The organism is Variovorax sp. V118 (assembly GCF_041154445.1).
In the GTDB taxonomy this organism is placed as follows: domain Bacteria; phylum Pseudomonadota; class Gammaproteobacteria; order Burkholderiales; family Burkholderiaceae_C; genus Variovorax; species Variovorax boronicumulans.
Window position 1 is genome coordinate 6443567 of record NZ_AP028663.1, and the last position, 23860, is coordinate 6467426.

The 23860-nt window shown below is 63.4% G+C and carries 22 protein-coding genes and 2 pseudogenes; 10 read left to right on the plus strand and 14 right to left on the minus strand.

The window, feature by feature from the left end; genetic code table 11:
- Positions 1-31: 31 nt before the first annotated feature.
- From ACAM52_RS29955 to ACAM52_RS29965, 3 genes and pseudogenes are all read left to right on the plus strand, one after another.
- Positions 32-292 (plus strand): hypothetical protein, encoded by a 261-nt coding sequence (locus ACAM52_RS29955; RefSeq protein ID WP_369632952.1) that lies wholly within the window; start codon positions 32-34, stop codon positions 290-292.
- Between the two features lie 532 nt (positions 293-824).
- Positions 825-1287: pseudogene (locus ACAM52_RS29960) on the plus strand (transposase).
- Between the two features lie 15 nt (positions 1288-1302).
- Positions 1303-1437, plus strand: coding sequence for a transposase domain-containing protein (locus ACAM52_RS29965; protein WP_369630330.1), 135 nt, complete (start codon positions 1303-1305; stop codon positions 1435-1437).
- A 356-nt stretch (positions 1438-1793) separates the two neighbouring features.
- On the opposite strand, the gene ACAM52_RS29970 is transcribed toward ACAM52_RS29965, so the two are convergent.
- From ACAM52_RS29970 to ACAM52_RS29980, 3 genes are all read right to left on the minus strand, one after another.
- Positions 1794-2546 (minus strand): response regulator transcription factor, encoded by a 753-nt coding sequence (locus ACAM52_RS29970; RefSeq protein ID WP_369630331.1) that lies wholly within the window; start codon positions 2544-2546, stop codon positions 1794-1796.
- Between the two features lie 488 nt (positions 2547-3034).
- Positions 3035-4675 (minus strand): thiamine pyrophosphate-binding protein, encoded by a 1641-nt coding sequence (locus ACAM52_RS29975; protein ID WP_369630332.1) that lies wholly within the window; start codon positions 4673-4675, stop codon positions 3035-3037.
- A gap of 71 nt (positions 4676-4746) precedes the next feature.
- Complete coding sequence (locus tag ACAM52_RS29980; RefSeq protein ID WP_369645371.1) at positions 4747-5970, minus strand: pyridoxal phosphate-dependent aminotransferase; 1224 nt, start codon at positions 5968-5970, stop codon at positions 4747-4749.
- Between the two features lie 149 nt (positions 5971-6119).
- Here ACAM52_RS29980 and ACAM52_RS29985 point away from each other — a divergent pair, with 149 nt between their 5' ends.
- A complete protein-coding gene (locus ACAM52_RS29985; RefSeq protein ID WP_369630334.1) occupies positions 6120-6581 on the plus strand; it encodes an Lrp/AsnC family transcriptional regulator in 462 nt (153 codons plus the stop codon).
- Here the strand turns inward: ACAM52_RS29985 and ACAM52_RS29990 are convergent.
- The 6 genes and pseudogenes from ACAM52_RS29990 to ACAM52_RS30015 all read right to left on the minus strand — a co-directional run bounded on the left by ACAM52_RS29990 (position 6491) and on the right by ACAM52_RS30015 (position 12913).
- Positions 6491-6799 (minus strand): ShlB/FhaC/HecB family hemolysin secretion/activation protein, encoded by a 309-nt coding sequence (locus tag ACAM52_RS29990; RefSeq protein WP_369632818.1) that lies wholly within the window; start codon positions 6797-6799, stop codon positions 6491-6493. The two genes, ACAM52_RS29985 and ACAM52_RS29990, sit on opposite strands and share 91 nt — an antisense overlap.
- On the minus strand, positions 6795-7274 hold the full coding sequence (locus tag ACAM52_RS29995; RefSeq protein WP_369645372.1) for a hypothetical protein: 480 nt from the start codon (positions 7272-7274) through the stop codon (positions 6795-6797). The genes ACAM52_RS29990 and ACAM52_RS29995 overlap by 5 nt, the downstream gene beginning before the upstream one ends.
- Entirely contained in the window at positions 7271-8089 is an 819-nt protein-coding gene (locus ACAM52_RS30000; RefSeq protein ID WP_369630336.1) for a DNA-binding response regulator, read from the minus strand. Before ACAM52_RS30000 ends, ACAM52_RS29995 begins: the two co-directional genes overlap by 4 nt.
- 1295 nt (positions 8090-9384) lie before the next feature.
- A pseudogene (locus tag ACAM52_RS30005) lies at positions 9385-10002 on the minus strand (IS3 family transposase); the annotation flags it as partial.
- An 863-nt stretch (positions 10003-10865) separates the two neighbouring features.
- Positions 10866-11870: a fumarylacetoacetate hydrolase family protein gene (locus ACAM52_RS30010; protein WP_139701288.1), complete on the minus strand. Its 1005-nt coding sequence runs from the start codon at positions 11868-11870 to the stop codon at positions 10866-10868.
- 77 nt (positions 11871-11947) lie between these two features.
- Positions 11948-12913, minus strand: a complete 966-nt coding sequence (locus ACAM52_RS30015; protein ID WP_369630337.1) for a Bug family tripartite tricarboxylate transporter substrate binding protein — start codon at positions 12911-12913, stop codon at positions 11948-11950.
- 220 nt (positions 12914-13133) lie between these two features.
- Between ACAM52_RS30015 and ACAM52_RS30020 the strand changes: the two genes are divergently transcribed.
- The 4 genes from ACAM52_RS30020 to ACAM52_RS30035 all read left to right on the plus strand — a co-directional run bounded on the left by ACAM52_RS30020 (position 13134) and on the right by ACAM52_RS30035 (position 16921).
- Positions 13134-13697, plus strand: coding sequence for a cupin domain-containing protein (locus tag ACAM52_RS30020; protein WP_139701286.1), 564 nt, complete (start codon positions 13134-13136; stop codon positions 13695-13697).
- Positions 13698-13733: 36 nt separating this feature from the next.
- Positions 13734-14663 (plus strand): 3-keto-5-aminohexanoate cleavage protein, encoded by a 930-nt coding sequence (locus ACAM52_RS30025; RefSeq protein WP_369630338.1) that lies wholly within the window; start codon positions 13734-13736, stop codon positions 14661-14663.
- A 73-nt stretch (positions 14664-14736) separates the two neighbouring features.
- On the plus strand, positions 14737-16026 hold the full coding sequence (locus ACAM52_RS30030; RefSeq protein ID WP_369645373.1) for an NADH:flavin oxidoreductase: 1290 nt from the start codon (positions 14737-14739) through the stop codon (positions 16024-16026).
- A gap of 274 nt (positions 16027-16300) precedes the next feature.
- Complete coding sequence (locus tag ACAM52_RS30035) at positions 16301-16921, plus strand: TetR/AcrR family transcriptional regulator (RefSeq protein ID WP_369645374.1); 621 nt, start codon at positions 16301-16303, stop codon at positions 16919-16921.
- Position 16922: 1 nt separating this feature from the next.
- On the opposite strand, the gene ACAM52_RS30040 is transcribed toward ACAM52_RS30035, so the two are convergent.
- From ACAM52_RS30040 to ACAM52_RS30060, 5 genes are all read right to left on the minus strand, one after another.
- Positions 16923-18581: a bifunctional 3-(3-hydroxy-phenyl)propionate/3-hydroxycinnamic acid hydroxylase gene (locus tag ACAM52_RS30040; RefSeq protein WP_369645375.1), complete on the minus strand. Its 1659-nt coding sequence runs from the start codon at positions 18579-18581 to the stop codon at positions 16923-16925.
- Between the two features lies 1 nt (position 18582).
- Positions 18583-19578 (minus strand): Bug family tripartite tricarboxylate transporter substrate binding protein, encoded by a 996-nt coding sequence (locus tag ACAM52_RS30045; RefSeq protein ID WP_369645376.1) that lies wholly within the window; start codon positions 19576-19578, stop codon positions 18583-18585.
- 64 nt (positions 19579-19642) lie between these two features.
- Positions 19643-20197, minus strand: a complete 555-nt coding sequence (locus tag ACAM52_RS30050; RefSeq protein WP_369630343.1) for a VOC family protein — start codon at positions 20195-20197, stop codon at positions 19643-19645.
- Between the two features lie 43 nt (positions 20198-20240).
- The gene (locus ACAM52_RS30055) at positions 20241-20564 is read right to left on the minus strand and encodes an NIPSNAP family protein (RefSeq protein ID WP_139701279.1); all 324 of its coding nucleotides are present in this window, start codon (positions 20562-20564) and stop codon (positions 20241-20243) included.
- An 18-nt stretch (positions 20565-20582) separates the two neighbouring features.
- Positions 20583-21563, minus strand: coding sequence for a fumarylacetoacetate hydrolase family protein (locus ACAM52_RS30060; protein ID WP_369630345.1), 981 nt, complete (start codon positions 21561-21563; stop codon positions 20583-20585).
- Positions 21564-21644: 81 nt separating this feature from the next.
- On the opposite strand from ACAM52_RS30060, the gene ACAM52_RS30065 reads away from it, so the two are divergent.
- On the plus strand, positions 21645-22421 hold the full coding sequence (locus tag ACAM52_RS30065; protein ID WP_185993679.1) for an IclR family transcriptional regulator: 777 nt from the start codon (positions 21645-21647) through the stop codon (positions 22419-22421).
- A 296-nt stretch (positions 22422-22717) separates the two neighbouring features.
- Entirely contained in the window at positions 22718-23848 is a 1131-nt protein-coding gene (locus ACAM52_RS30070) for an FAD-dependent monooxygenase (RefSeq protein WP_139701276.1), read from the plus strand.
- The last annotated feature ends 12 nt before the right edge of the window (positions 23849-23860 follow it).

Consider the following 23860-nt stretch of genomic DNA (forward strand, 5'->3'; position numbering starts at 1 on the left):
TATTCCAGTCGATACAGTCGACAGACTTCCGATGCCGATCGACGTGGAGGTCGACAGGCTCGTGACGCGGCTGTTCGTCGTGCTCATGCCAGTCGACAGGCCGCCGATGCTGCTTGTCGCAGCGCTCAGTCCGGTCGACACATCGATCTCGGCAACACGCGAATCTGGCCTTCATACCTTCGACCGGACTACTGAAACCACCCGCTCGCTTCACAGTTATGCACGAGCATCCAAAGTCTTCGGTGCGGGCTTTACGGGGAGCGAATTTTGGCGATCACTTGTCAGGCACTAAGTACTTTTGACAGAAGTTGACAAGTGGCATGCAAGTTGATTGATGGCTTGCTTAATTTTTCACGTTGGCAGGGCAAGTATTGACCTGTTGGACGCCAAATCTTGTTCGTTTGAGATTCAGACACAAGGCGCCATCGATGACCAAGCAAGGCTGAAGTTCATGGTCATGTATCCAGACGAGAAGCAAGCGCAGGCGGCTTTGCTCCGTATGCGTCAGACCAAAATCATCTTGACGCCGATGAGCGGCGAGTCCCCCGCGAACTCATCTTGATTCCGTCGCTCGGGGTTAGGCGTTGGCGGGGAAAAATCGATTCATGCTCTCATCCGCCACGATCTACGGCCTCTGCCCCGGCCGTCCGTTACCCACACTGGTCCAGAGCGCATGTTGTCTGCCCGCAAATCCGGCGTGCTGCACACCGACGAGACGCCGGTGGCGGTGCCGGACCCTGGCGCAGGCAAGACCAAGAAGGCCGACGAGCGCAATGCGTTCGATGCGACGCCGGGCGTCGTGTACGAGTTCTGCGCGGGCCGCGATGCAGTGCCCCATCAAGCTCCTCGGGCCACCGCGCGAAGGCGAGCGCGGGTGGCAAGGCACGCTGACGCAAGACGAGTTCGGCGCCTACGATAGCGTGCTGGACGCCAAGGAGCACCCGGGGCGCATCGCCGCGAGGTGCACAGCCCACGCGAGGAGGAAGTTCGACGAGTTCGTGAAGGCCAAGGCCAGCAGCATGGCACCTGCTACGCTACGCCGACATCTACCGTATCGAGCACGAGCTCGCCGCTATGACCAGCGACGAGCGCCTGGTCCAGCGCCAGGAGCCCACCATGCCGCTATGGGCGAAGCTGCACTCGTGGCTCAAGGGCGAGCGGGAGCAGGTGCCCGATGGCAGCGCAGTGGCCAAGGCCATCGACTACAGCCCCAAGCACTGGACGGCGTCGACGCATCACCTGGGTAATGGCCGGGTGCCGCTGAACAACAACCACCTCGAAGGCTAGATCCATCCCTGAGCCATGGGACGCCGAGCATGGCTGTTCGCGAGCAGCCAACTCGCGGGCCAACGTGCCGCGATCGTGATGAGCTTGCTGCAGTCGGCCAAACTCAACGGGCACGATCCGCACGCGTACCTCGCAGACGCCCTCGAGTGACTGCCGCCTCACCCAGCGAACCGCATCGACGACCTGCTGCCGCATCGCTGGCAGCCTCGCTAAGCGGCTACAGCTCGATCGCAGCCAGCCGCTTATATCGACGGCGCAAAAGGATGCATTCATGACGAACACCTCGGGCGACAAGGGCGGGATTGCCTGCGAGCCCGTCACAGCACAGCACTCAAGGCCTTGAACGCCAGAACGAGGGGATCACGGGGAAGCACTCCTCAGTTGGAGCAGCCGGACGCTCGCCGTGCTGGGCGATATGCGTCTTCGAGGAACAGTTCTCCATGCGTTCCAAAGAAGTGCACCTCAGCACGGGAAGCGCGCCAGCTTCGAGCCGCGGGCACAAGAGTTCATTCAGAGCCAGACGATTTCGTGAGGAGGTCGAGCTGGTAGCCGCTCCCATGTAGCGCTTTGAGACGGAATCCGTGACTGGCATTCAGGCCTAATTTTTGGCGAACGCGGTAGATGTGCGTATCGATGGTTCTTCCCATTGGAGCTTCGTCATGCCAGATGGACTTGAACAGGTAGTCGCGAGAGACAGGAAGACCGAGATACTTCAGCAGCGTTCTTGCGATCAAGAACTCCTTCATCGTCAACTTGACTCGATGCGCTCCTCGCGTGAAGGTCAGATCAATCTTGTTGAGTTCAAACCCATGCAATTTCTCAACAGGGCTCGCCAGTCCGGCCAATACAGGACGAGTGATCACCCTGATTCGGGCCATCAGTTCATGAGGACGCCAAGGCTTGACCATGTAGTCGTTGGCCCCCAACTCCAGCGCCTGGACGATCTCCATCTCTTCGGATTGCGCGGCCAGGATCAGGATTGGTAGCGTCGCGGGATGTTGGATTCGGATTTCTCCAAGGACTCTCAGACCCGTTGAATCGGGGAGATCCCAATCCAGTATCAAGAAGTCGAAGTTCTCTCTGAGTACCAGTTTCAGAAGCTCAGGGCTGCTGCGCGCCACAAAGAGTTCGTTGCCTTCCTGGTGCATGAGCCGGATTAAGGCGATGGCGTCACTGTCTGAATCAGTCAGAAATGCCCCCCGCGGCTTGCCCCCGAAACCGAGAGACCGGTGGTGAATCTGAGACTTGTAGGTGATCATAGCTATGGGCGAAGGTTGTGTGCGGTTGACTGCAGTGCCGATACGCAACTCGAACTTCTCGAGTGAGTGCAGACCGGCGAACTGCGCCCCCGCAGATTCAAAAAAATTTGCTGCCTCTTGCCCCCTCAGCGAAACACCGCGCTCTGCACGTCATCGCAGGGAGACTTGTCATTTCAGGTTCCTAGCCCCGTGTACGTCTTGCCGCAGGACGGAAGATCGAGCGGCCCGAAAGAGGCTGGTGGGCTTGTGTGCAAAGACGTGGTGAACCGCCAGGTTTCCGAAAAAGTCTTGCACTTGACACGTCGTCGAGCGCGATCACTTGCCTGGGGGCTGTACCTGCCAATCGGAGGAGGCCGAATGGCCGAGCGGCCAGTTCTGAATACGGCCATTCCCGCGACCACAAACATCCGGGCGTCGTTCCGCGGTTCCGGACGGAGGGCCGCTCGGCGAGGATGCGCCCGCCGTGCATCCTTCCCACGAGGTCGGCGTCAGAGACCGGTTACGTCGACCTCGACCACCCAGGGGTCGTCGTTGTCGAGGATTGCCGGCAGTTCGTCCAGGATATCGGCCACGGTACTCAAGCGCGTGTACGGCAGTCGTGCAGTGCGCGCCAGTGCATCGAAGTCGACGGCCGGCTCGTCGATGGTCATGCCCACAAAGCGATCAGCGGCGGCATGGAAGCCGCCCAATTCCTTGGCCACCCGCATCAGGATGTCGTACTTCTTGTTGTTGAACACGATGTACTTGACCGGTGTGCGGTAGTGGGCTGCCGACCACAGGCCCTGCGGCGAGTACATGGTCGCGCCGTCGCCCATGAGGCACAGCACGCGCTGCCGTGCACGCGCGAGCGAGACGCCGACCGCTGCCGGCATGCCGAATCCCAGCGCGCCGCCGCGAACAAAGTAGTAGCGATCGTCTTCTGTGGTCATCCACAGTTCGCGGACGGCGCCGAACGTACACGGAGCCTCGTTGACGATCGGCATGCCGGCCGGCCGTGCGGCCAGGACGGCGTCTACAGCGATCCTGGGGTGCAACGGCCCAACCGGCACGCACTGCCGCTTGAGCCGCTGGACGTTGTTTCCGTCATCTTGCAGACGGTCGCGCGCCGTGCCTGCGCCGAGCGCTCGAGCGATCTCTGCCAAGGTCAGGCGAGGGTCGCCGTGCATGGCAATCTCCGCCGGAGCGTCGTGCCCGAGCTTCTCGGCGACTGCGGAGATCTGCATGAATCTGACCGAGCTCGGAATTGGAGCGCCCTCGCTGTAGGGATAAGCGAGCAGCGCGTGATCGCCTACCATCAGCGCGACGTCATAGCCTGCGAGCTTGGCTCGGATGCCAGCGAAGCTCGGCGGCAGCACGCCTTTCCACAAGGGATGGGTTGTTGGAAAGAGATTTCCTCCAGCCAGAGGTGTCCCGTACACCTCGGCGTTGAGCGCCTCCGCTGCGGCCACAGCCTCGCGCACGGCATTGGTCTGTACCACTGCATCGGACAGCAGCAGCGCGATGCGAGGCTTCGGCTGCTGTGCCTGGTACCAGGCGAGGAACCCGGAGGTGTCTGCAGGCGCCGGCAAGGGCTCGGCACTGCGCTTCGGGATGTTTTCGCTTACTGTCTCGTCGAGCAGGTCCATGGGCAGTGACAAGAAAACGGGGCCTCGGGGGTGAGCATTCGCGATCGCGAAAGCTCGGCGCAATGCGGGCGCAATCTCTCTTGCGCTGCGAACCTCATAGGACCATTTGCTGACCGGTGCTGCCAGCGCGGTGAGATCGCCGCTCAGCCAGGGATCAGTGAACACATGCCGCGCGTCTTGCTGGCCCGCAGTCACGACCATCGGGGTATTGGTGTTTTTTGCGTTCACCAGCGCACCCATCGCATTGCCCAGCCCACCGGCCGTGTGCAGGTTGACGAATGCCGCCCGGCCGGTGGCCTGGGCGTAGCCATCGGCCATGCCCACGGCCGATGCCTCCTGCAGGGCCAGCACGTACTCGATGTCGGTGCGCTCCACCAAAGCCTCCATCAGTGGCATTTCGGTCGATCCCGGATTACCGAAGATCATGGAGACCCCCTCGTCCGCCAGCACGTCCAGCATGGCGGCGACCGCGGGTCGCGCGTTCTGTTTCTGTTCGTTTTTCATTTCAATCACTCATTCGCTCGCCGTGGATGTGAGGCGTGAGCCCGCGTCGCGCCTGCCGACATGGGGCCAAATCAGCGCAGTGCAGCGCACGCGGCCGCAAGTCGGTCGGCCGCATCGTTCAAGGTCTCTTCCGACGCTGCATACGCAATGCGGATGAATCCCGGCATCCCGAAGGCCGAACCCTGCACGCTGGCAAGGCCCGAGTGGTTCAGCAGATGCAGCACGAATGCGAGGTCGTCGTCGATCAGTGCGCCCTCAAGCGTGCACCTGCCCACGAAATGCGAACAGTTGATGAACAGGTAGAACGCTCCGTCCGGCGCTCTGCAGTGCAGTCCAGGGATCTGATTAACCTTTCGGACCAGCAGATCCCTACGGTTGCGGTAGGCGGCGTTCTGTGTCACCAGCGATTCCTGAGTGCCGTCCAGCGCTTCGACCGCTGCGGCTTGCGCAATCGTTGAGGCCGTGAACGTCGATGTCGCGGTGACCTGGGACACGGCGGCGACGAGCGGCTCCGGCCCGGCGAGGTAGCCGATGCGCCAACCAGTCATCGCGTAAGCCTTAGAGATGCCGTTGAGAATCAACGTGCGATCCGCCAGGTCGGGGGCCACGTTGACGATGTTGCTGAGAGGGTCGTCCCCGTAGTAGATGGACTCGTAGATATCGTCGGAGAACACCAGCACGTTGAGACGCTGCCGCAGCAGCGCAGCAATGTCCGCCAGTTCAGTGCGATCGATCACGGCACCGGCCGGATTGGAAGGTGAGTTCAGGATCAGCCATCGGGTCTTCTCGGTGATGACCTCAGCAATGCGCTTGGCACGCGGTACGAAACCCTCCTCCTCGCGCGTCGGAAGGACAACGGGCGTTGCGCCGCAGAGAAGAATGGCAGACACGTATGGCTGAAAGAACGGCGCGGGCAGGATCACCTCGTCTCCAGGGCCTACGGTGGCCAGCATGGTGTTGAAGATCGCCTGTGTGCCGCCGGCTGTGACGGTGATCTGGTTTCTTTGGTAGGTCAACCGGTTGTCGCGCAGCAGCTTGCGGCAAATCGCGTCCTTGAGCTGCACGGTTCCATCCATGGCGGCGTAGCGCGTTTCGCCGCGCTGGATGGCCTGAATACCGGCCTGCTTCACGTGCTCCGGCGTTGCGAAGTCAGGCTCACCCATGGACAGGTAGATCACGTTGCGTCCCTGCGCCTCCACCTTGCGTGCTGCTTGCAGCACCGCGAGGAAGGGAGACGGCTCCAAGGTTTTCATACGAGAAGCCAAGCGGTATCTGTCGGCGGCGAGCGTGGTCATGGTGTTCTGAGAGCGGGTTGGTTTCAGTGCGGGGCTCGTTTAAAATTTTCCGCCTCTGAGAGAGGCATTTGGTAGCGAATTTGTCCATGCCCACCAGCCAACTTGACATCGAGCGCCAAGCTTTTCTTCAAATAAAGCACTAGATACCAATGAAAACTTTGGATGCGATCGATCGACGAATCCTGCAGGCGCTGCAGCGCGATGCCAGCATTCCCAATACGGACCTGGCCAAACTCGTGGGCCTGTCGCCGTCGCCCTGCCTGCGGCGCGTTAAGCTGCTTGAAGAGGCCGGTGTCATCGAGCGCTACGTGGCGCTTTTGAACCAGGCAGCGATTGGCCTGAAGATGACGATATTTGTGCGGGTGACGCTGGACACGAAGGACTACGACGCAATCGAGAACTTCGCGTCGGAAATCAAGAGCATGCGTGAAGTGCTGGAGTGCCACCTGATGGCGGGCAGCTATGATTTCTTGCTGCGGGTGGTCGCTGCTGATCTGGATGACTATCAGCGCTTCCAGGCTCACCATCTGACCAAGATCCGCTGCGTCAAGATCGTCGAGACGGAGATTCCGCTGCGGAAGGTCTCGCGCACGACCGAGTTTCCGCTGTAGGACGTCATCATGCGCGCACGCTCCCCCGATCTCCCTGCACGTGCGCGGTGGAATAAATTGGCGCTGATGCAGAACAGGCCATTCAGGTCGAAAGGGTTGTCCAACAAGACTGCCGCGCCGGATGGATAGCGGCCCGCGGCCTCGCTGCCTCTGTCGTCCAGGCTTAGGGTCGCGTGCCACTTCTTGACAGGCTGTTTCCACGGCTCGCCCCGGTCAATCCACCATCACCGGAAACAGCACAAAGCCCGTGCCGCCCGGCTCGACCGTGCCCGTGAAGCGCCAGTCGATCGCGCCCGTGCCCCCAGCGGGCTGGGCGGTGGTGCGGGCCACCGCGCCCGCGGGCGGCGCGTTCGCCGGTGTGGTCTTGACGCAGCCCGTGAGCGACGCCGGCGTGGTGCCGGTGGTCGCACTCACGAAGGTCGTGTAGCCCGGCGTCATGTCGTTCACGACCATGCTGCAGAACGGCGCGTCCCCGTTGTTCGTGTAGGTGATGCGGTACTCGAGCGTCTCGCCCGACTTGGCCTGGTTGTTGACGCCGAAGGTGCCGCTTTGCGTGGTGTTGCGCACTTCCTTCTTCAGCTCCAGCGCCACGCCCGACGCCGTCGTGAGGTCGTCGAGCGTGAAACTGCCGCCGAACGACAGACTGGCTAATCGACCGGCCGGGGCAACGTCTCTGATCTTGGCGAAGCTCACTCAATGCCATTTTGAGGGGCCTCTTCAATTTCATTGCCCGCCCCCAGAACTTTATAGACAGACGAAAAATCATCTACCGGCGCAAGCGGCAGAACTCTACTCAAGTGATAACCCCTTTTATAAGCCGGCTGTAAAACAAACCCATTCCTCGGCTCCAGACTGAGTTTGCGCCGAATATTGCTAACACACACATCGATTGCTCTAGTCTTGACACCCAGCACCCCACCCCACAGCGAGGAATCAATCCACTCCCGAGTCAGCGTTTTTCCGCAATTTTTAAAGAAAAGAAGTGCCAACTCAAACTCCCTTGGCTTGAGAAAAACCTCTTTCTTCGTGGGCAAAAAAACCTGATTAATACCAAAGAATCGATACTCACCAAATTTCAGACCCATTTGATCAACCAAAGGCGCAGGATTTTCAGCCCTTTGCAACAATATTCGTATACGCCAATCCAGCTCCAGCTCATTGGCAGGGAAAAATGCAAGATCAATTGGAGAATTCAGCACATCCTGCCCGCACATCTCCACAAGCTCATCGATTGGCATAGAGCTATGCGCGTCCGTGACAAGCAAAAGTGCGGGAACACGCATCGACTTCGCCAGTGCAACCAAGTGCGCCCACTCACTCCCACCGTCCAACAAGAGAACCATAAGCCCAAAATTCTTTCCGCGACCAAATTCCCTGAGGAATTGAACTCCATCGGAAAGCAAGATTGGGCTTCGCCCGATCCACCTCAATTTTTCCGAGATTATCTTCGCCTTATTTTTGTCGTAGCAAATCAAAGCAACAGGATAAGATTCATTCGGATGAATCATGTGAGTCTCGCAAATCCATCAAATAATGATATGGGAATTAACCCAACCCATTCATCATTAAAAAGCAGCGTCAAATTCAGATCTCAAGGCGATAAAATTACGCACACAACGCCCCCAACAACAGAATTTTCAGGATACTTAAAAATCCAAATCGGAAACCGCATCATTTCGCAAATACTTTCGCCTTCAAAAAACCCTCGAAGCCTCCGCAACCTCTGAGAATTCTTTAAATATCCTATACCCTTGACAAGCAGTCACAATATTTGACAGATTTTGACAATCATTTAGTGATCAAACCGTCGAAGCGTCTACTCTTTCACGCTGGCACGGCTACCCGGTTGCCGATGGAGCAAACGGTGCGCAGGGTGACGCCGACCGGGGCTGCCGCCGGTTTCAAAGACACCTTTTGTCAAAGCAGGAGATGAAACCGATGGAAGCTCGTGGAGAGAAGAAGGACATTCAGCCGAGAATTCAGGCTTGAGGCGGTCAAGCCGGGCACCGTGCGCGGCTTGACTACGGCTTGCCCGGCCAAGAATTTGAGCGTGCTGTGCAAATGGATTCGCGAGTTGTGCAAGGCACCACAGGAGGCGCTCCCCAGCAACACCCAGCAGAAGGCCGAGGCTACCGAAAGAGCGAGGCGACGCGAGGCAATGAAATGGCGGCTTCGACCGGTCGCCGCAACACGGGATTGCTGGCTGACTGGGCCGCACAGCCGAACGACCGCAACAGCGGATCAGTTTCCCCCTGGCCGAGGGTGTTGTCCTTTCCAGTACGACGTCCACCAGAAGCGGCACATGAGCGCGCACAGGGGGCTTTCTCGATTGATGCCAACCATGAAGCCCGGAGTCAGGGCGGGCGCTTGTGCAACGCCCATTCACAAAGACGCCCCCCCCGCTGGTAAACGGCTGGGGCCGTCCCGCGGTCTGCCCGCCTGACCCGGCCAACAATGTCATCACGGCTAAAGGCCGAGTGACTCCATCCTCTGCCGCAGCCCGCGGTCCGACGCTTGGCACCCCGGTCCACAATGCACTTCCCCGTCGGCAGTTGCCCCCTGCGCTCCATCGGGCAGTCCATTGAATACGGGGCCTCAGTGGGAGTTCAACAGCTAAGGGACGAAGGCACCAAGGACAAAGTCGGAGTTGTTGCCCGAGGACGGTCTGCACAGGCCACCGCAGAGGCGCTGTGCTGCAGCGCGCGCCACGCGCCGAGCACGCACCCCAGGTGCGCGCGCAGGGCCTGGAGCGCGAGAATGAGGGGGTAGCCTTTGGGGGTACGGATAAAAACTTGGACTGGTTTTACGCCGTAAGTCCAAGACTCTCTCGGTATTCGATGGGACTGAGAGAGCCCAGTGAGATCTTGATCCGCTGTTCGTTGTACCAGCGGATATAGGAGTCCACTGCCTGTATGAACTGCTCGATGGTTGTGGACTGCCAATTGCGAGGATAGAACAGCTCGGTTTTCAACCGACCGAAGAAGCCTTCGCACGCCGCGTTATCAGGCGAGTATCCCTTGCGCCACATCGAGCGAATCAGCTTCGCATCGGCGATGCGCGAGAGCCAGCCTGGCCAGCGATAGTGGGCGCCACGATCGGAGTGAACGACGGGCCGGTCTTCGGTATCGACCACCGTCTCGATGGCCGCGTCCAGCATCGTGTTGACGAGTTCAGCGTCCGGGCGCGTACCGAGCGACCAGCTGACGACGATGCCGTCGAAGCAGTCGAAGCAGTCGAAGCAGTCGAAGCAGTCGAAGCAGTCGATCATGGGAGACAGGTACACCTTGCCGGCCGGGATCTGGAACTCCGTGATGTCAGTGAGCCACTTCTCGTTGGGCGCGCCAGCCCGGAAGTCTCGGTTCAGAAGGTTGTCTGGCGCTGGAATGATCTCCCCCAGGTATGAGCCATACCTGCGCCGCCTGGCGGCTTGTTTCAAACCGGGAGTCCATATATGTACAGCGTCGACCTGCATACGCCCAGCTTTTCGGCCACGGCCTGCGCGCCTTCTTCTCGGCTGCAAAGTTCAATGACTCCGGCGTGCTTCAATGCCTCTGAATATCTTGGAGGCGCAGACCTGCCAACCATAGCCTTCCTGGACTCAGGAAGGCCATGGTTGGCAGGCGTCATAGAAGCTCCGGACCAACCGGCGGCTTGTCTCTTCCTTGGCGAGATCGCGCGCGTGAGTGGGATTGCTCCAGGCCGATGCACACGCCGTGCTTACCTGGCTCAGCAAGACCAGGGGCCGTTTGCTGCGAAGTAAAAATTTATCAGGGATCTCCAGCGGTTCGTCCGCATTGCCCATATCAAGCTGAGGCCTCGCTCTCGGCGAGGCCGTCGCATACGGACAGAGTGAAGACGGCAAGAAGACACGGCCTACAGCCGCCCGCACATCAGTACGGGCTGGCACATGGTGTGGCGCGCAGGACGCAATCGCATGCCCCTTGGGCACAGAGCTTGTTCTTGACGGCTACCGATGCGCCTGCTTTTCAAACAGGGACCGTGAAGAATTCGTCGATGCCAGCAAGCGCTGCACCTTCGGGTCGAACAGAGCGGCCCGTGCGAACGCCACGTTGCGGCCCAGGCGTTCGACGCTCGACGCTCGCAGTGGCGAAGATGCGCCCCGCCTGAGCTGCCGCCATCATGTTGACGGTCAGGCTGATCGTCGCGCACGTGCGTCCGGGCTGCAGCTGTGGCCTGCGGCCGCTTGCGCAACCCTGGCGGCGATCTGCGCGCGCGTGGGATTGTCCCGCACGCCTGCTTGCGGCCCACCCGGGTCCGCAGCACTCACATGAAGGGCTGGCGTGGAGTCGGCCACCACAGACCTTCCTGCTTTTGACCCATGGTCGTGCGCAGCACGCCGATCCCGCCGGCCTCGAGTTCGACCACATCACCGGGCTGCAATTGGCGATTGAGTTCCAGAGCCGAGCCACCGCCCATGGTGCCGGAGCCGATCACGTCGCCTGGCTCGATGCGCTCGCCCAGCGACACGTAGGCGATCAACTCTGCCGGCGTCCACAACTTGTTGCCGCTGTTGCCGCGCGCCCAGGTCTCGCCGTTCACGCGCACCTCCATGGGAATGGCGTCCAAGTCGGCGAACTCATCCAATGTCGTGACCCACGGGCCGATGGCATGCGCGAAGTCCTTGCTCTTGGTCGCACCCATGCCGATGGCGAGTTCATTGTGTTGCAGGTCGCGGCCGCTGAAATCGTTGTAGAGCGTGATGCCGAAGATGTACGGCGTCGCCTCTTCCGGGCGAAGGTTGGAACCCTGGCGGCCAATGACATAGCCCAGTTCCAGCTCGTAGTCCATGTGCTGGATGTAGCCTGGCCAGGGCACCGTGGCGCCGTTGCCGATCACCATCACGGGCGAATTCTTCGCGAAGCCCGGAATCTGAAGAATCGCGTCGGGTACTTGCCGCTTCATGCGCTCGTGCCATCCTTTGATGTGGCCGGTGAAAGCGAGACCGTCACGCAGCACCGTCGGGTCGGATGCGGCAAGCCAGCTGACATCTGCAATGGGCAGCGAGGCGTCGTCACCGAACCGCCCCCCGATGACGACAGCGGCCGCCTCGGCCAGGTTGGCACCGGCGCCCAGCGCCTGCGTCAGACTGCCTGGAAAGCGTGCCTGCGCCAACCGTATGGCGCCCGCGTCGGTGGCATGAAAGCTGGCTTTTGCATGCAGCGCGGCGGCGCGCGCCAGATCGATGACGCGGCCCTTCTCGGGCTCAACCACGACTAGCCGGGCCACCGGACCGTCAGGGCTTTCTCTGGAAATACGACCGAACTTCATGGAACAGATCCTTTCTGTGCAATTGGCACATCGGTTGGGAAACAGGAAACACGAAACAGGACGCGACGGAGGCGCCGTCACTGAGCCTTGAAGCCGGTGCGCTGCACCACTGCGCGCCATTGGGCCGACTCCTCCCGCCGGCGCTCGGCCAGCCACACGGCGTCGCGCACATCCAGCGACAAGCCCAGCGGCGTGAGGGCGGCCTTGACGTCGTCCCGCCCGACCGCTTGCAACACCGCCCTGCCCAGGGCGGCGACAAGATCGGGAGAAGCGCCCGCAGGGGCGTACAGCGCGAACCACTCCTGGCCCACGACGCCCGGGTAGCCCACTTCGGAAAAGGTCGGAATGTGCGGATAGAAGGGATTGCGTTGAGCGCCGGAAGTGGCGAGCACACGCAAGCGGCCGCTTTTGATCAGCTCGGAGAACAGCGGCACTGACGCCATGCCGGCGCTCAGCGTGCCGCCAATGACCTCCTGTGCGATCTGCGGAGGCGCACGGTAGGGGACGTGCTCCACCTGGATACCAGCGACCGTGCCGAACAGCGTAGCCACAAAGTGCGGCGAGCTGCCACTGCCCGGATTGCCGATGCTGGCCTTGCCAGGGTTGCGCTTGCACCAAGCCACGAACTCCTGCAGCGTCTGCGCCGGATGGTCGGCGGCCACCACCAACGCGAAGTCGATCACGCAGATACTGCAAACCGGCACGAAGTCGCGCTCAGGGTCGTAAGGCAGCCGGGCATAGGTCAGTGGATACAGCGACAACGCAGCCACAGGCGTGATGGCGAGCTGTTGGGCCACGGCGGAATGCTGCTTGAGCGCGGCCAGCGCCAACTGGCCTCCTGCGCCCCCCTTGTTCTCGACGATGGTGGTGCGACCCAGCGCCTGCGTCAGCGGACGGCTGATCACACGCGCAACCAGGTCGGGCACGGAGCCCGCGGCAAAGCCCACCAGCAGGTTCAGCGGCTGCGCCTCGCTGGCGCGCGCAGCTCCCATCGAGGCCAGGCCAGCAGCAGCCAAGGCCTGCAGAGCGGTACGTCTTTCCATGTCTGTCTCCTAATGCCCGATAGGGCTGGTTTTCTTCAAATGCCGATCTATTATCGATACTCATCGTCTCGAATTAATGTTAACGAGACGTGACGACCAATGTCAACAGGACAGTTAGCCTCCAGGGAAATCACCTACCTTACTGACAGGTAGCGACATTGACTCACGCCCCACTTCATGAAACGCTTCGTATCGTTTTACAAATCACCTCATCCAGCACATGTCCACCGCTCATCCCGACGCTCAAAACCCGTTTCGTGCCGTGCGCCGCTTCGTCACCGGCGAAGACGCCGAAGGCCGCTCCTACTTCGCCTTCGATGGTCCCACGCCGAACCAGGTGACCGAGCCTGGAGTGCCCAGCGCGCAAGTGCCCTGGGCCACCGGTGAAGCCATCGCCGCCGGCGCGGACCCGGCGCCTGCTGGCCATCCGTTCGGCTTCCATTCCCCGCGCGGCACGGTTTTCCGGATTGCCGACTTTCCGCCCGACGCACAGTACGACCACGCCCGGCTGGCGCGCTTCATCGATGACAACGGCGTGCATGCCAGCGGCCCGGCCGATCCGTCTCGCCATTTCTGGTTCCACAAGACGCAGACGCTGGACTACGCGATCTGCCTGGAGGGCGAGATCTACGCCATGCTCGACAAAGAGGAGCGACTGATGCGCCCCGGCGACGTGCTGGTGCAGCGCGCCACCAACCACAGCTGGTCCAACCGCTCCGACAAGCCCTGCCGTATGGCCTTCGTGCTGATCGACCTCGCGCTCGAAGGCAAGCACAAGCCCTGAGCGCCCGAGCCCCCACGCCAAAAAGAGAGACAAACCATGAGCAAGGTCATCATCACTTGCGCCGTCACTGGCGGCGCGCATACGCCCTCGATGTCGGAGCACCTCCCCATCACCCCTCAGGAGATCGCCGCGCAGTCCATCGCCGCCGTCGAGGCGGGTGCGGCCATCATCCACTTGCATGCGCGCGATCCCGCCACTGGCAAGCCCACCGGCAGCCCCGAGGTGTTCCGGCAGTTCGTTGGCGAGATCAAGGCCGCCACCAACGCCGTGATCAACATCTCGACCGGCGGCGGCGGGCCTTCGATGCCGATCGCCGAGCGGGCCGCCGCGGGTCGCGACCTCAAGCCCGAGATGTGCTCGCTCAACATGGGCTCGATCAACCTGGTACTGTCGGAGATGGCTGGGCGCGACCGCGACTGGAAATTCGACTGGGAGAAGCCCTTCCTCGAATCAACCCGGGGCATGATCTTTCGCAACACCTACGAAGACATCGAGTGGATTCTGGAGAACGTGGGCCGCACCGGCGGCACGCGCTTCGAATTCGAGTGCTACGACACCAGCCACCTGTACACGCTGGCCCATTTCCTGGAGCGCGGGCTGGTCAAGCCGCCTCTGTTCGTGCAGAGCGTCTTCGGCCTGCGCGGCGCACAGGGCGCACACCCGGAAGACGTGCTGCACCAGAAGCGCACCGCCGACCGCCTGTTCGGCAGCGATTACCACTGGTCCCTACTGGCGGCCGGCAAGAACCAGATGCCCCTGGCCACAATGTCGGCCATTCTGGGCGGCAACGTACGCGTGGGCCTGGAAGACAGTCTCTACATCGGTCGCGGCGAGCTCGCCGAGTCCAACGCACAGCAGGTGGCCAAGGCTCGGCGCATCCTGACCGAGCTGGGCCTGGAGATCGCCACGCCCGACGAGGCGCGCCAGCTTCTGGATCTCAAGGGCTCCGGGAATGTCGGGTTCTGAGGCGACCCCGGCGGCTGCAGACGGCGGGCTGGCCGTGGCGCCTCTTCTGCAGCCACTGAAGCTGAATCACCTGATGCTGGCCAATCGCATGGTGATGGGCCCGATGGCGGTGACGGCGCCGGACCGCGAGGGCCGCGTCACGGACCAGACCCTGGCCTTCTTCGAGGCCCGGGCGCGCGGCGGCGTGGGCATGATCATCGTCGGAGGCGCCATCGGAACCCAGCGCGGCTGGGACGAAGCGCCGTTCAGGCCCATCCTGCGCATGGACAGGGACGAGTTCCTGCCTGGGCTGCGCCGACTGGGCGACGCCATGCACGCTCTGGGCGTGCCGCTCATCGCCGAGGTTTCGACGGCCTTCGGCCGCATGGGCGTGCCCACCGCCGATCGACCGTTGATCTCGGCCAGCCCACTGAACGTAGTCATTCCTGAGTCCCGCTTTCCGCGCGGCCTGCACGTGCCGGGTGGCCGCACGACGCCCATGCCCCAGGAGGCCAGCGTGGCCGAAATCCAGGCCTATGAGCGCGAGACCATCGAGTCCTCGCTGCGCATGCAGCGGGCCGGCTGGGACGGCGTCGAACTGCCGGCGCACATGAGCTATTTCCTGGCCTCGTTCCTGGCGCCTCGCACCAATTGGCGTGCTGACGCCTACGGCGGCTCGGTGCCCAATCGCGCCCGCATGCTCGCCAACATGGTGCGGGCGATCCGTGAACGCGCCGGACCGCGTTTCGTCATCGGCCTGCGCCTCGTCTCCAGCGATCAGGTCGAGGGCGGCCAGTCGTCCGAAGGCTATGCGGCCATTGCGCGCGAAGTCGAGGCCGCGGGCCTGGACTATGTCGCGCTCTCACAGGGCTGCTACGAAACCATGAACGTCGGCCTGTCGGTGCGCGACGGAACGATCATCGAGGATGGCGACGCGGCCGCCTTTCGCCAGGCCGTGTCGGTGCCACTACTGCTGCCAGGGCTGCACGACCCCGTCCAGGCCGCCCGCGCGATCGCTCAGGGGCATGGCGACCTTGTCATGCTGGCACGGCCGCTGCTCGCAGACCCCGAGTACCCGCGCAAAGTCGTCCAGGGGCGCGTGGCCGACATCGTGCGCTGCGAACGCGACAACCTCTGCATCCGGCGCCTGATGTTCAACATGCCGGTGCGTTGCTCCGTCAACCCCCGGATGGGGCTTGAAAGCAAAGCGCCTGGCAGCCTCGGCGACCCCAAGCGCCTGTTGGCCGCCCCCCTCGAATACGCGGTGCTCGCTCTCACGGGCTCCAAAACCCTCATGGGCTTGGCAGGCAAGCTGCTGCGGGCCAGGGCAACGCCCCCAGGCCCCGGTCCGCAGGAAGCCGTGCCGCCAAAAAACCGGACATGATCGCCAACAAGGGGCGGGAATCCCGGGCGATGGCCGCAGAGCGCCAACAGCGAAAGGTAACATCGACCTTCAGGCCTTGTTTCCGGGAGATCCATTGACATCGAGAGCCACAATCCCTTCCCGCGATGGGCGAGAAGCGAGGCCCCGCAAGCTCACCGTCGCAGCTGCGAAGGCCACGCGCACAGTTGCCGCCGCGGAGCCGCCGGAAGACCGTCGGCGCTCGCCCGGACGCACCCGCAGCGACACATCCCGCACCGCCATCCTGCGCAGCACCTTGAAACTGCTGGAAAGCAACACGCTTCAGCAGGTGTCGATCGAAGCGATTGCGCGCGAAGCGGGCGTCGGCAAGGCGACGATCTATCGCTGGTGGACGTCGAAGGCTTCCGTCGTGATCGATGCCTTCATGCAGTACCACGTGGCGCACACGCCCATGCCCAAGAAAATCTCGGCACATGAGGCACTCAATCGGCACTTGCACTCCCTGATCGAAGAGTATGGCGGCCGCTCGGGCCGTCTGGTGGCGCAAATTCTGGCCGAGGGTCAGGGCGACCCGACGGTGCTGCGGGAGTTCCGAGAACGTTTCTTCTACGGCCGGCAGGCCGTGGTGCGAGAAGTCATCGAGCAGGCGTGCCGTACGGGTGAGTTCCGGGCCGACCTGGACGCGGAAACGGCCATGGACATGCTTTATTCGCCCATCTACTTCCGCCTGCTCATTGACCACCTGCCGCTGGACAAGGCCTTCGCCGATGCACATGCGGCCACCATGCTGAACTTGTTGAGCGCGCCTACCGCCGAGGTCGTCGGCAAGGGCGCCGTAAAGGCAGCATCCGGTCCGCCTGGAAAAAACACCCAGCCCGAAGCAGGTGCCGCGGCTAAGCGGTATCGGCGCGGCTGACCTAAGCATTCGCCGGGTCCAGCCGGGTGTCACCTTGACCGGCACGGACCTGCTCCACCAAAGCCTGCACCATGCAACGCAGTTCCAGCGCGGAACGCGCCGCGCCGTAGACATACCGGTCCGGCCGCACCACGGCGGCCACGGCGCCGCATCCATTGAGCCAGGCCGCTAGTAGCCCATCGCGCTCCTCGACGACAGCCAGCCCCTCTTCCTCGCACGTACCGGGTGCGGCAATGCGCAACCGGCACCCATCCAGGGCCTGCCAACGCGCATCGAGTTCGTCGCTCCAGGCCGGCCCCTCCTGCGCATCACCCCCGCCGTTCAGCAAGAGGATCGCCCACCTCGACCCCAGCACGTCGTCAAGGCGCTGCCATGCGCCGCCGCCTTGGCGCACCCAGGGCTGCACGAATAGAGCCCCGGCGCCTGGCGCCGGCGCGCCCGCGGCGTCGCGGGCGATCAGGCCGGCCTCCAGCCCGGGAATGAAGCGCTGGCGCACCGTCTCGGCACGGCCTGACGCAAGTTCCTGCACCATACGCACATCGCGTTCACGCGCCGCTTCGGGATTCAGCTCGCCGATGATCAACCCGAAGGTCTTGGCATGCTCGACCACCGTGCGCACATGGCGCTTGCGTTCGTCGGTGTAACTGTCCAGCAGGTGGTCGGCGGCTTGCCCGCGCATCACCGCGTCCAGCTTCCAGGCGAGGTTGAAGGCATCGCGCACACCCGCACACAGGCCCTGCCCCAGGAAGGGCGGCATCTGGTGCGCTGCATCGCCGGCCAGAAACACACGTCCCTGCCGCCACTGCTCGACCACCAGCGCGTGGAAGCGGTAGACCGCCGTGCGGCAGTGCTCGAGGCCGTTCGTGTCCACGAACTCACTCAGCACGCGCCAGACCGCATCGTGGTCCTGAAAGGTCTGAGGCGTCTCCTGCGGCAGCATCTTGATCTCCCAACGCCGCAGCGCGCCGGGGCCCACCATGTAGGTGCCGGGACGCGAGGGCCGGCAGTACTGCACCGCGCGCGACGGCAGGTCCAGCGGGCCGCGCAGCCAGGCATCGACGATCAGCCACCACTCGTCAAAAGCCAAGTCCTCGACTATCGGCTGCATCTGCTTGCGCACGGTGCTGCTCGCACCATCAGCGGCAACGAGATAGCGCGCCTTTAATGTGAAGGCTGCCTCATCGGCCAAGCGCTGCACGCGAGCCTCGACACCCTGAGCGTCCTGCGCGACATGCGTCACGCGGTGCGCCAGCAGCGTGCGAACCTGGCCGACACGCTCCACCGCTCGGCGCAGCGCGGCTTCCAGCTCGGGCTGCAGGAACATGAAGTTGGGCATCCAGCCCAGCGGGTCTGGCGGCGGCGCCGGATAGAAGCGCTTGATGATCTGGCCGTCCATGCCCAGGTAGTCGGTGCCTGGATGGGGAATGGCCTGCGCTGCAACTTCGTCGGCGATGCCGAGCTCCTGGAAGATGCGCAGCACCTCTTGGTCGGCAGTGATCGCGCGCGGCTTGTCGTAGATCGCCGCCGCCTGCTCGACCACCACGACGCGCCAGCCGCGCTTTGCCAGCAAGGCCGCCATCGTCGCGCCGCTGGGACCGTAGCCGGCCACCAGCACATCCGCGTCGAAGGCCTGGTTCTCGTTGCTCGTCGCCTTTCTCATCTCAATCCGCCTTGATGCCACGTGACCTGATCATCGGATCCCAACGAGCCTGTTCGGCGTGTACATGAGCCTGCAGTGTGGGGCCGTCGCTGGGCGTTACTTCCATGCCCAGTTCTTCGAGCTTGCTGCGCACCGGCGCCTGCGACAACGCGGCGCCCAGTTCGCGCGACAGGCGCTGCAACGCGCCTGCTGGCGTCTTCTTCGGCACCACCAGCCCCTGCCAGGCGTAGACACCTTCGCTCACCAGTCCCAGTTCTGCGAGCGTGGGCACCTCCGGCAACTGCGGAAGCCGGCGCTCGGACGTGACCGCCAGCGCCTGCAGCTTCTGGCTGCGCACATAGGGCAGCGACAGTGACGGCGCAAGCACCGCCACCGGCACCATGCCGCCCAACAGGTCTTGCAGCGCAGGCGCATCGCCGCGGTAGGGCACGTGCACCGCGCTCAGTCCGGCCCGGGACAACAGCAGTTCCATCGCCAGGTGGTGCGGTGTGCCGACCCCTGCGGAGGCGTAGCTGGCTTGTCCGCGCCGCGCCGCGGCCGTGAACTGCTCCAGCGCACCGATGCCGCTGTTTGGGTGCGTGGCGATCACCAGGGGAAAGCGCGCCATCAGCCCCACAGGCGCGAAGTCGCGCAGCGGTTCGTAGCGCACCTGCGGATACAACACCCGATTGAAGACCATGATCGCGACGTCGCCTGTTAGCAGGGTGTGGCCGTCCGACGCCGAAGCCGCCACGTGCTCAGCCGCCAGCGTGCCGCCCGCGCCGGTCTTGTTCTCGACATAGACGGTCTGCCCCATCTGCGCCGACAGCTGCGCGCCGACGGTACGCGCAAGCACATCGGTGCCGCCACCCGCGGGAAAGCCCACGACCCAGCGCAAGGGCTTTTGCGGGTAGTCCTCGGACTTGGCCCAAGTGGCGGGCGCTGCCATGGCTAGGCCCACGCCCAGGTTGAATTGCCGACGCCGCAAGGGGGGCCGTGGTGAAACGTTCATGCTCATGTCTGCTCCGAGTGGATGCAGCCCCGCCGGTGCGCGACTGCCTCTGGGTGCTATGGGATGGGATTCAGTTCGTCCGTTCGTAGCCGCTCTGCCCGCCAAACAACCTGGCGCGCTGCGACCAGTCGCGCGTCTCGTTCCACAATGCCAGGACCTGGGCCGCTTCTTTCTCGAACACGCGGTAGCGCGACGGATCGCAAGTGCGTGCGGTCAGCTCCAGCCGGTGACCCGAAGGGTCGAAGAAATAGATCGACGTGATGAAATCATCGTGGTTGGTCGGGCCCACGACCTCCAGCCCTTTGGCCTCCAAGGCTTTCTTCGCCGCCAGCACCGTGTCGGTACCGTCCACCTCGAATGCAAAGTGCTGCACCCATGACGGCGTCGCGAGGTCGCGGCCTGAGGGCTCACCCGCGTCGCGCGGGCACTCGAAGAAGGCGATGTTGCTGCCGTCCTCCATCTCGAAGAAGATGTGGATGTGTGGGCTGTACTTACCTGTGGAGGGTACGTGGTCCTCGCCCATGGCATGCGAAAACTTCAGGCCCAGCACCTCAGTGTAGAACCTGACGGTTTCAGCGGCGTCCTTGCAGCGGTAGGCCGCGTGATGGAGCTTCTTGCAGAGCATGGTGTGATCTCCTGAAGGGTGCACAAGGGGAACGGTGAGCAGGTCATTCCTGCCAGATCGGCGTGAAGAAGGGAGCCGGTGCGAGGATTCGCGATTCCTGGCTGACCAGCATCGGAAGCATCTCGCGGACGTAGGCCTTGAAGCCCTCGTCGGCCAGCAGCACGGCGCGGCGCTGTTCGCGCTCAACGAGATCGGTGTAAGCCCACAAGTGCACCACCTGATTGAGGACGCCGATCTCACTGCGGTAGTAGCCCACCATCCGGCCGAGGATGCGGCGCTGGATGGCAAGCGCCTCGGCTTCGTAAAGGCTCAGATACGCGTTTATCTGACCCGGATGCAGCGTGTACGTGCGTTGTTCGACAAGCATGGCGACCTCGTTGCGGGATCAAGCGGGTTCGATGCATTGGTCGATCGCACCGAAGATGCTGCGGCCTTGGCCATCCAGAATTTCGATACGCACCGCATCGCCAAAGCCCAGCCAAGGTGTGTTGGCCTTGCCGGTGGCCAGCTCCTCGTCGGCGCGCGCCTCGGCGATGCAGGCGTAGCCGGTTTCTGCATCCTGGTTGGAGACGGCACCAGCGCCGATGATCGTGCCGGCCGCCAGGGAGCGTGTGCGCGCCGCGTGCGCAATCAGGCGCGGATAGCTGAAGAACATGTCGCGCCCGGCGTTGGCGCGGCCCATGGGACGGCCGTTGACGAAAGACAGGATCGGCAAGCTCAGCTTGTCGCCGTCCCAGGCACTACCCAGTTCATCGGGCGTCACCGCCACCGGTGAGAAGGCGCTCGTCGGCTTGGCCTGCAGAAAGCCGAAGCCCTTGGGCAGCTCGGTGCGCGTCAGGGTGCGCAGGGTGTAGTCGTTGAGCAGCATCACCAGTTGGATGTGCGAGGCCGCCTGCGCCTCGCTCACGCCCATGGGCACGTCGTCCACCACCACCGCCACCTCGGCTTCGTAGTCCAGGCCAAGGGCCGGATCGGGCACACGCATGGGATCGCGCGGACCGTCAAAGCGGTCCGACAGCCCCTGGTACATCAGCGGATCGGTCTTGTAGTTGGGCGGCATGTCGGCCCCGCGTGCCTTGCGCGCCTTTTCCATGTGGTGCAGGTAGACCGAGCCGTCCAGGAACTGGTAGGCGCGCGGCAGCGGGCTAGCGGCCTGCACCGGGTCGAAATCGAAGGCATCAGCACGTTGCCCAGCCTCCAGCGCCCGAGCCACTTCGGCCAGCCGCGGCGCGACCTCGCGCCAGCGCTCCAGCGCCTGCTGCAACGTGGGAGCGATCTCCGGCACGCGCACGGCATGCGCCAGCGCGCAGTCCACGACGACCAGGGCACCGTCGCGGCTGTCGTTCTTGATGCTTGCAAGTTTCATGAATTTCCTAGGTTGAGGCGGTTGCTCATGGCCGAGAATTCTGTAAGCAGCCCTTCATTCGTTCCCCTACTTTTCCGTTCAATGGAATCCTCTTTGACGCTCGAACATGCCGGCCCGCTCAAGCGCGCCATGGCGCTGCTGCGCGCGCTGGCCACCGCCGGGCCGCGCGGACTGCCGCTGTCGCGCCTGGCATCGGCGTCGGGTTTGGCACCGTCCACCGTGCACCGGTTGCTGAGCCAGTTGGTGGAGGAAGGGGCTGCGCGCCAGATCGAAGCCACTCGCTGTTATGCGCTCGGGCCGGTGGTATTCGAGCTGGGCCTTGCGGCGGCGCAGCAGTTCGACATGCGCGCGGCCTGCAGGCCGGCGGTGGAGCGGCTGGCGCTGGAGGCCGGCGACACGGTCTACGTCGTGATTCGCAGCGGCGATGAGGCGGTGTGCATCGAGCGCCACGAAGGCCCCTCGCCGATCCGCGTGCTGACGCTGCAGATCGGCAGCCGGCGCCCGCTGGGGCTGGGTGCAGGCGGTCTGGCGATCCTGGCCGCACTGCCTGACGAGGAGCGCCATGCGATCCTGGACAAGGTGGCCGGACGCATCGCCGTCGACTATGACTTTCCCGAAAAGGCGCTGCGCGAGTCCATGGCCGCAGCACGGCGGCAGGGCTACGCGCTCATCCGCAACCGCATCACGCCCGGCGTCACGGCCATCGGCATGCCCTTTCGCAACACGCTGGGGCGCGTGGTGGGCACGGTGAGCATCGCAGCCATCAACGCGCGCATGACACCCGCGCGCGTGGCCCTGCTACGCCCGCAGATCGAGCAGGCCATCCGGGGCATCGAGGTCGCGCTCGCGCGTGGCTGAGGCGGGCGGACACCGAGCCGACCCGCGCTACCGAAGCGTGCCACTGAAGCACGCGAACCAGGCACATCGCTGACGCGCGCCCGAAACGCGCGGCTGAACAGGCACGGCCAGGCCCCTGCGCAGCGTTGCTTTCGCCCTTGCGCAAGCCGACATCTGCACCACTCGCACCACGGTGCAAACCCTCATATCAAAACGATACGCATCGTATAGATTAAAGGTATGGACGCACTTGATCCGTTGCACCAGCAGCCAGACGGGCGAGCGAACCCAATTCAGAAGAACCTACAGGAGACTTCATGAGCCACATACATCGGATCGTGATCATTGGCGGCGGCATCGCAGGGATGACGCTGGCGCACGGCCTGGCCCGCGCAGGCCACGCGGTGCGCGTCATCGAGGCCGGCCAACGCACGGAGCAGCTCGGCACTGGCATCATGCTGCTGGGCAACACCCTGCGCGCGCTGGACCAGGTAGGGCTGGCGCAGGATTGCATTGCGCGCGGCTTCGCGTGGGACTCCATCACCAATCGGGACGCCACGGGTCGCACGCTGCACCAGCAAAACGCCGGGCGCGTCTACCGCTCCGACGCACCTGCCGCCATCGGCATCATGCGTCCGGTGCTGGCGAAGGTGCTGACCGAGCACGCCGAAGCCAACGGCGCGCAGCTGGACTTCGGCACCACGGTGGAGGACTTCGAGTCTGACGCCGACGGCGTGAGCTACCGACTGTCCACCGGCGAAACTGGACGCTGCGACTTGCTCGTAGGCGCCGACGGGGTCTATTCCAAGGTGCGCACGCGCGCCTTCGGTAGCCAGTACCAGCCCAAGTTTGCCGGCCAGGGCGTGTGGCGCTACACGGTCGAGCGACCAGCCGGACTGGAAGGCATGGTGTTCTGGCATGGCGAAGGGCACCAGACCGTTGGAACGCTGCCGCTGTCCGAAGAGCTGTGCTATTTCTTCTCACTGGAGAACTCGGCGCAGCACGTGCGCTTTCCGACCGAGCGACTGGGCGAGCTTCTGCGCGAGCGCCTGGCGCCCTTCACGGCACCGGAGATCGCGGAAGTGGCCGCGCGCATTGATGGCACGCGCCACGTCAGCTTCCGGCCGCTCGACATCCTGCTCATGCCCCAGCCCTGGTATCGCGGCCGCGTGGCCCTGGTGGGCGACGCCGCGCATGCCATGACGCCGCAGATGACTTCCGGTGGCGGCATGGCCATCGAGGACGCAGTCGCACTGGCGCAAGAGCTCAGCCAGCATGCCTGCGTGCCTGAAGCGCTGGCCGCCTACTGCGAGCGGCGTGCGCCCAGAGTCAAGCGCCTCTACGAGATCTCGCTGGAGATCTGCGTGAACGAGCAGGCGGGCGGCGACGGCGGACGCGGCATGGAACTGCTCATGGAAGGTCACGCCCTGCTCGCTCAACCGTTTTAAGGACATCTCCGC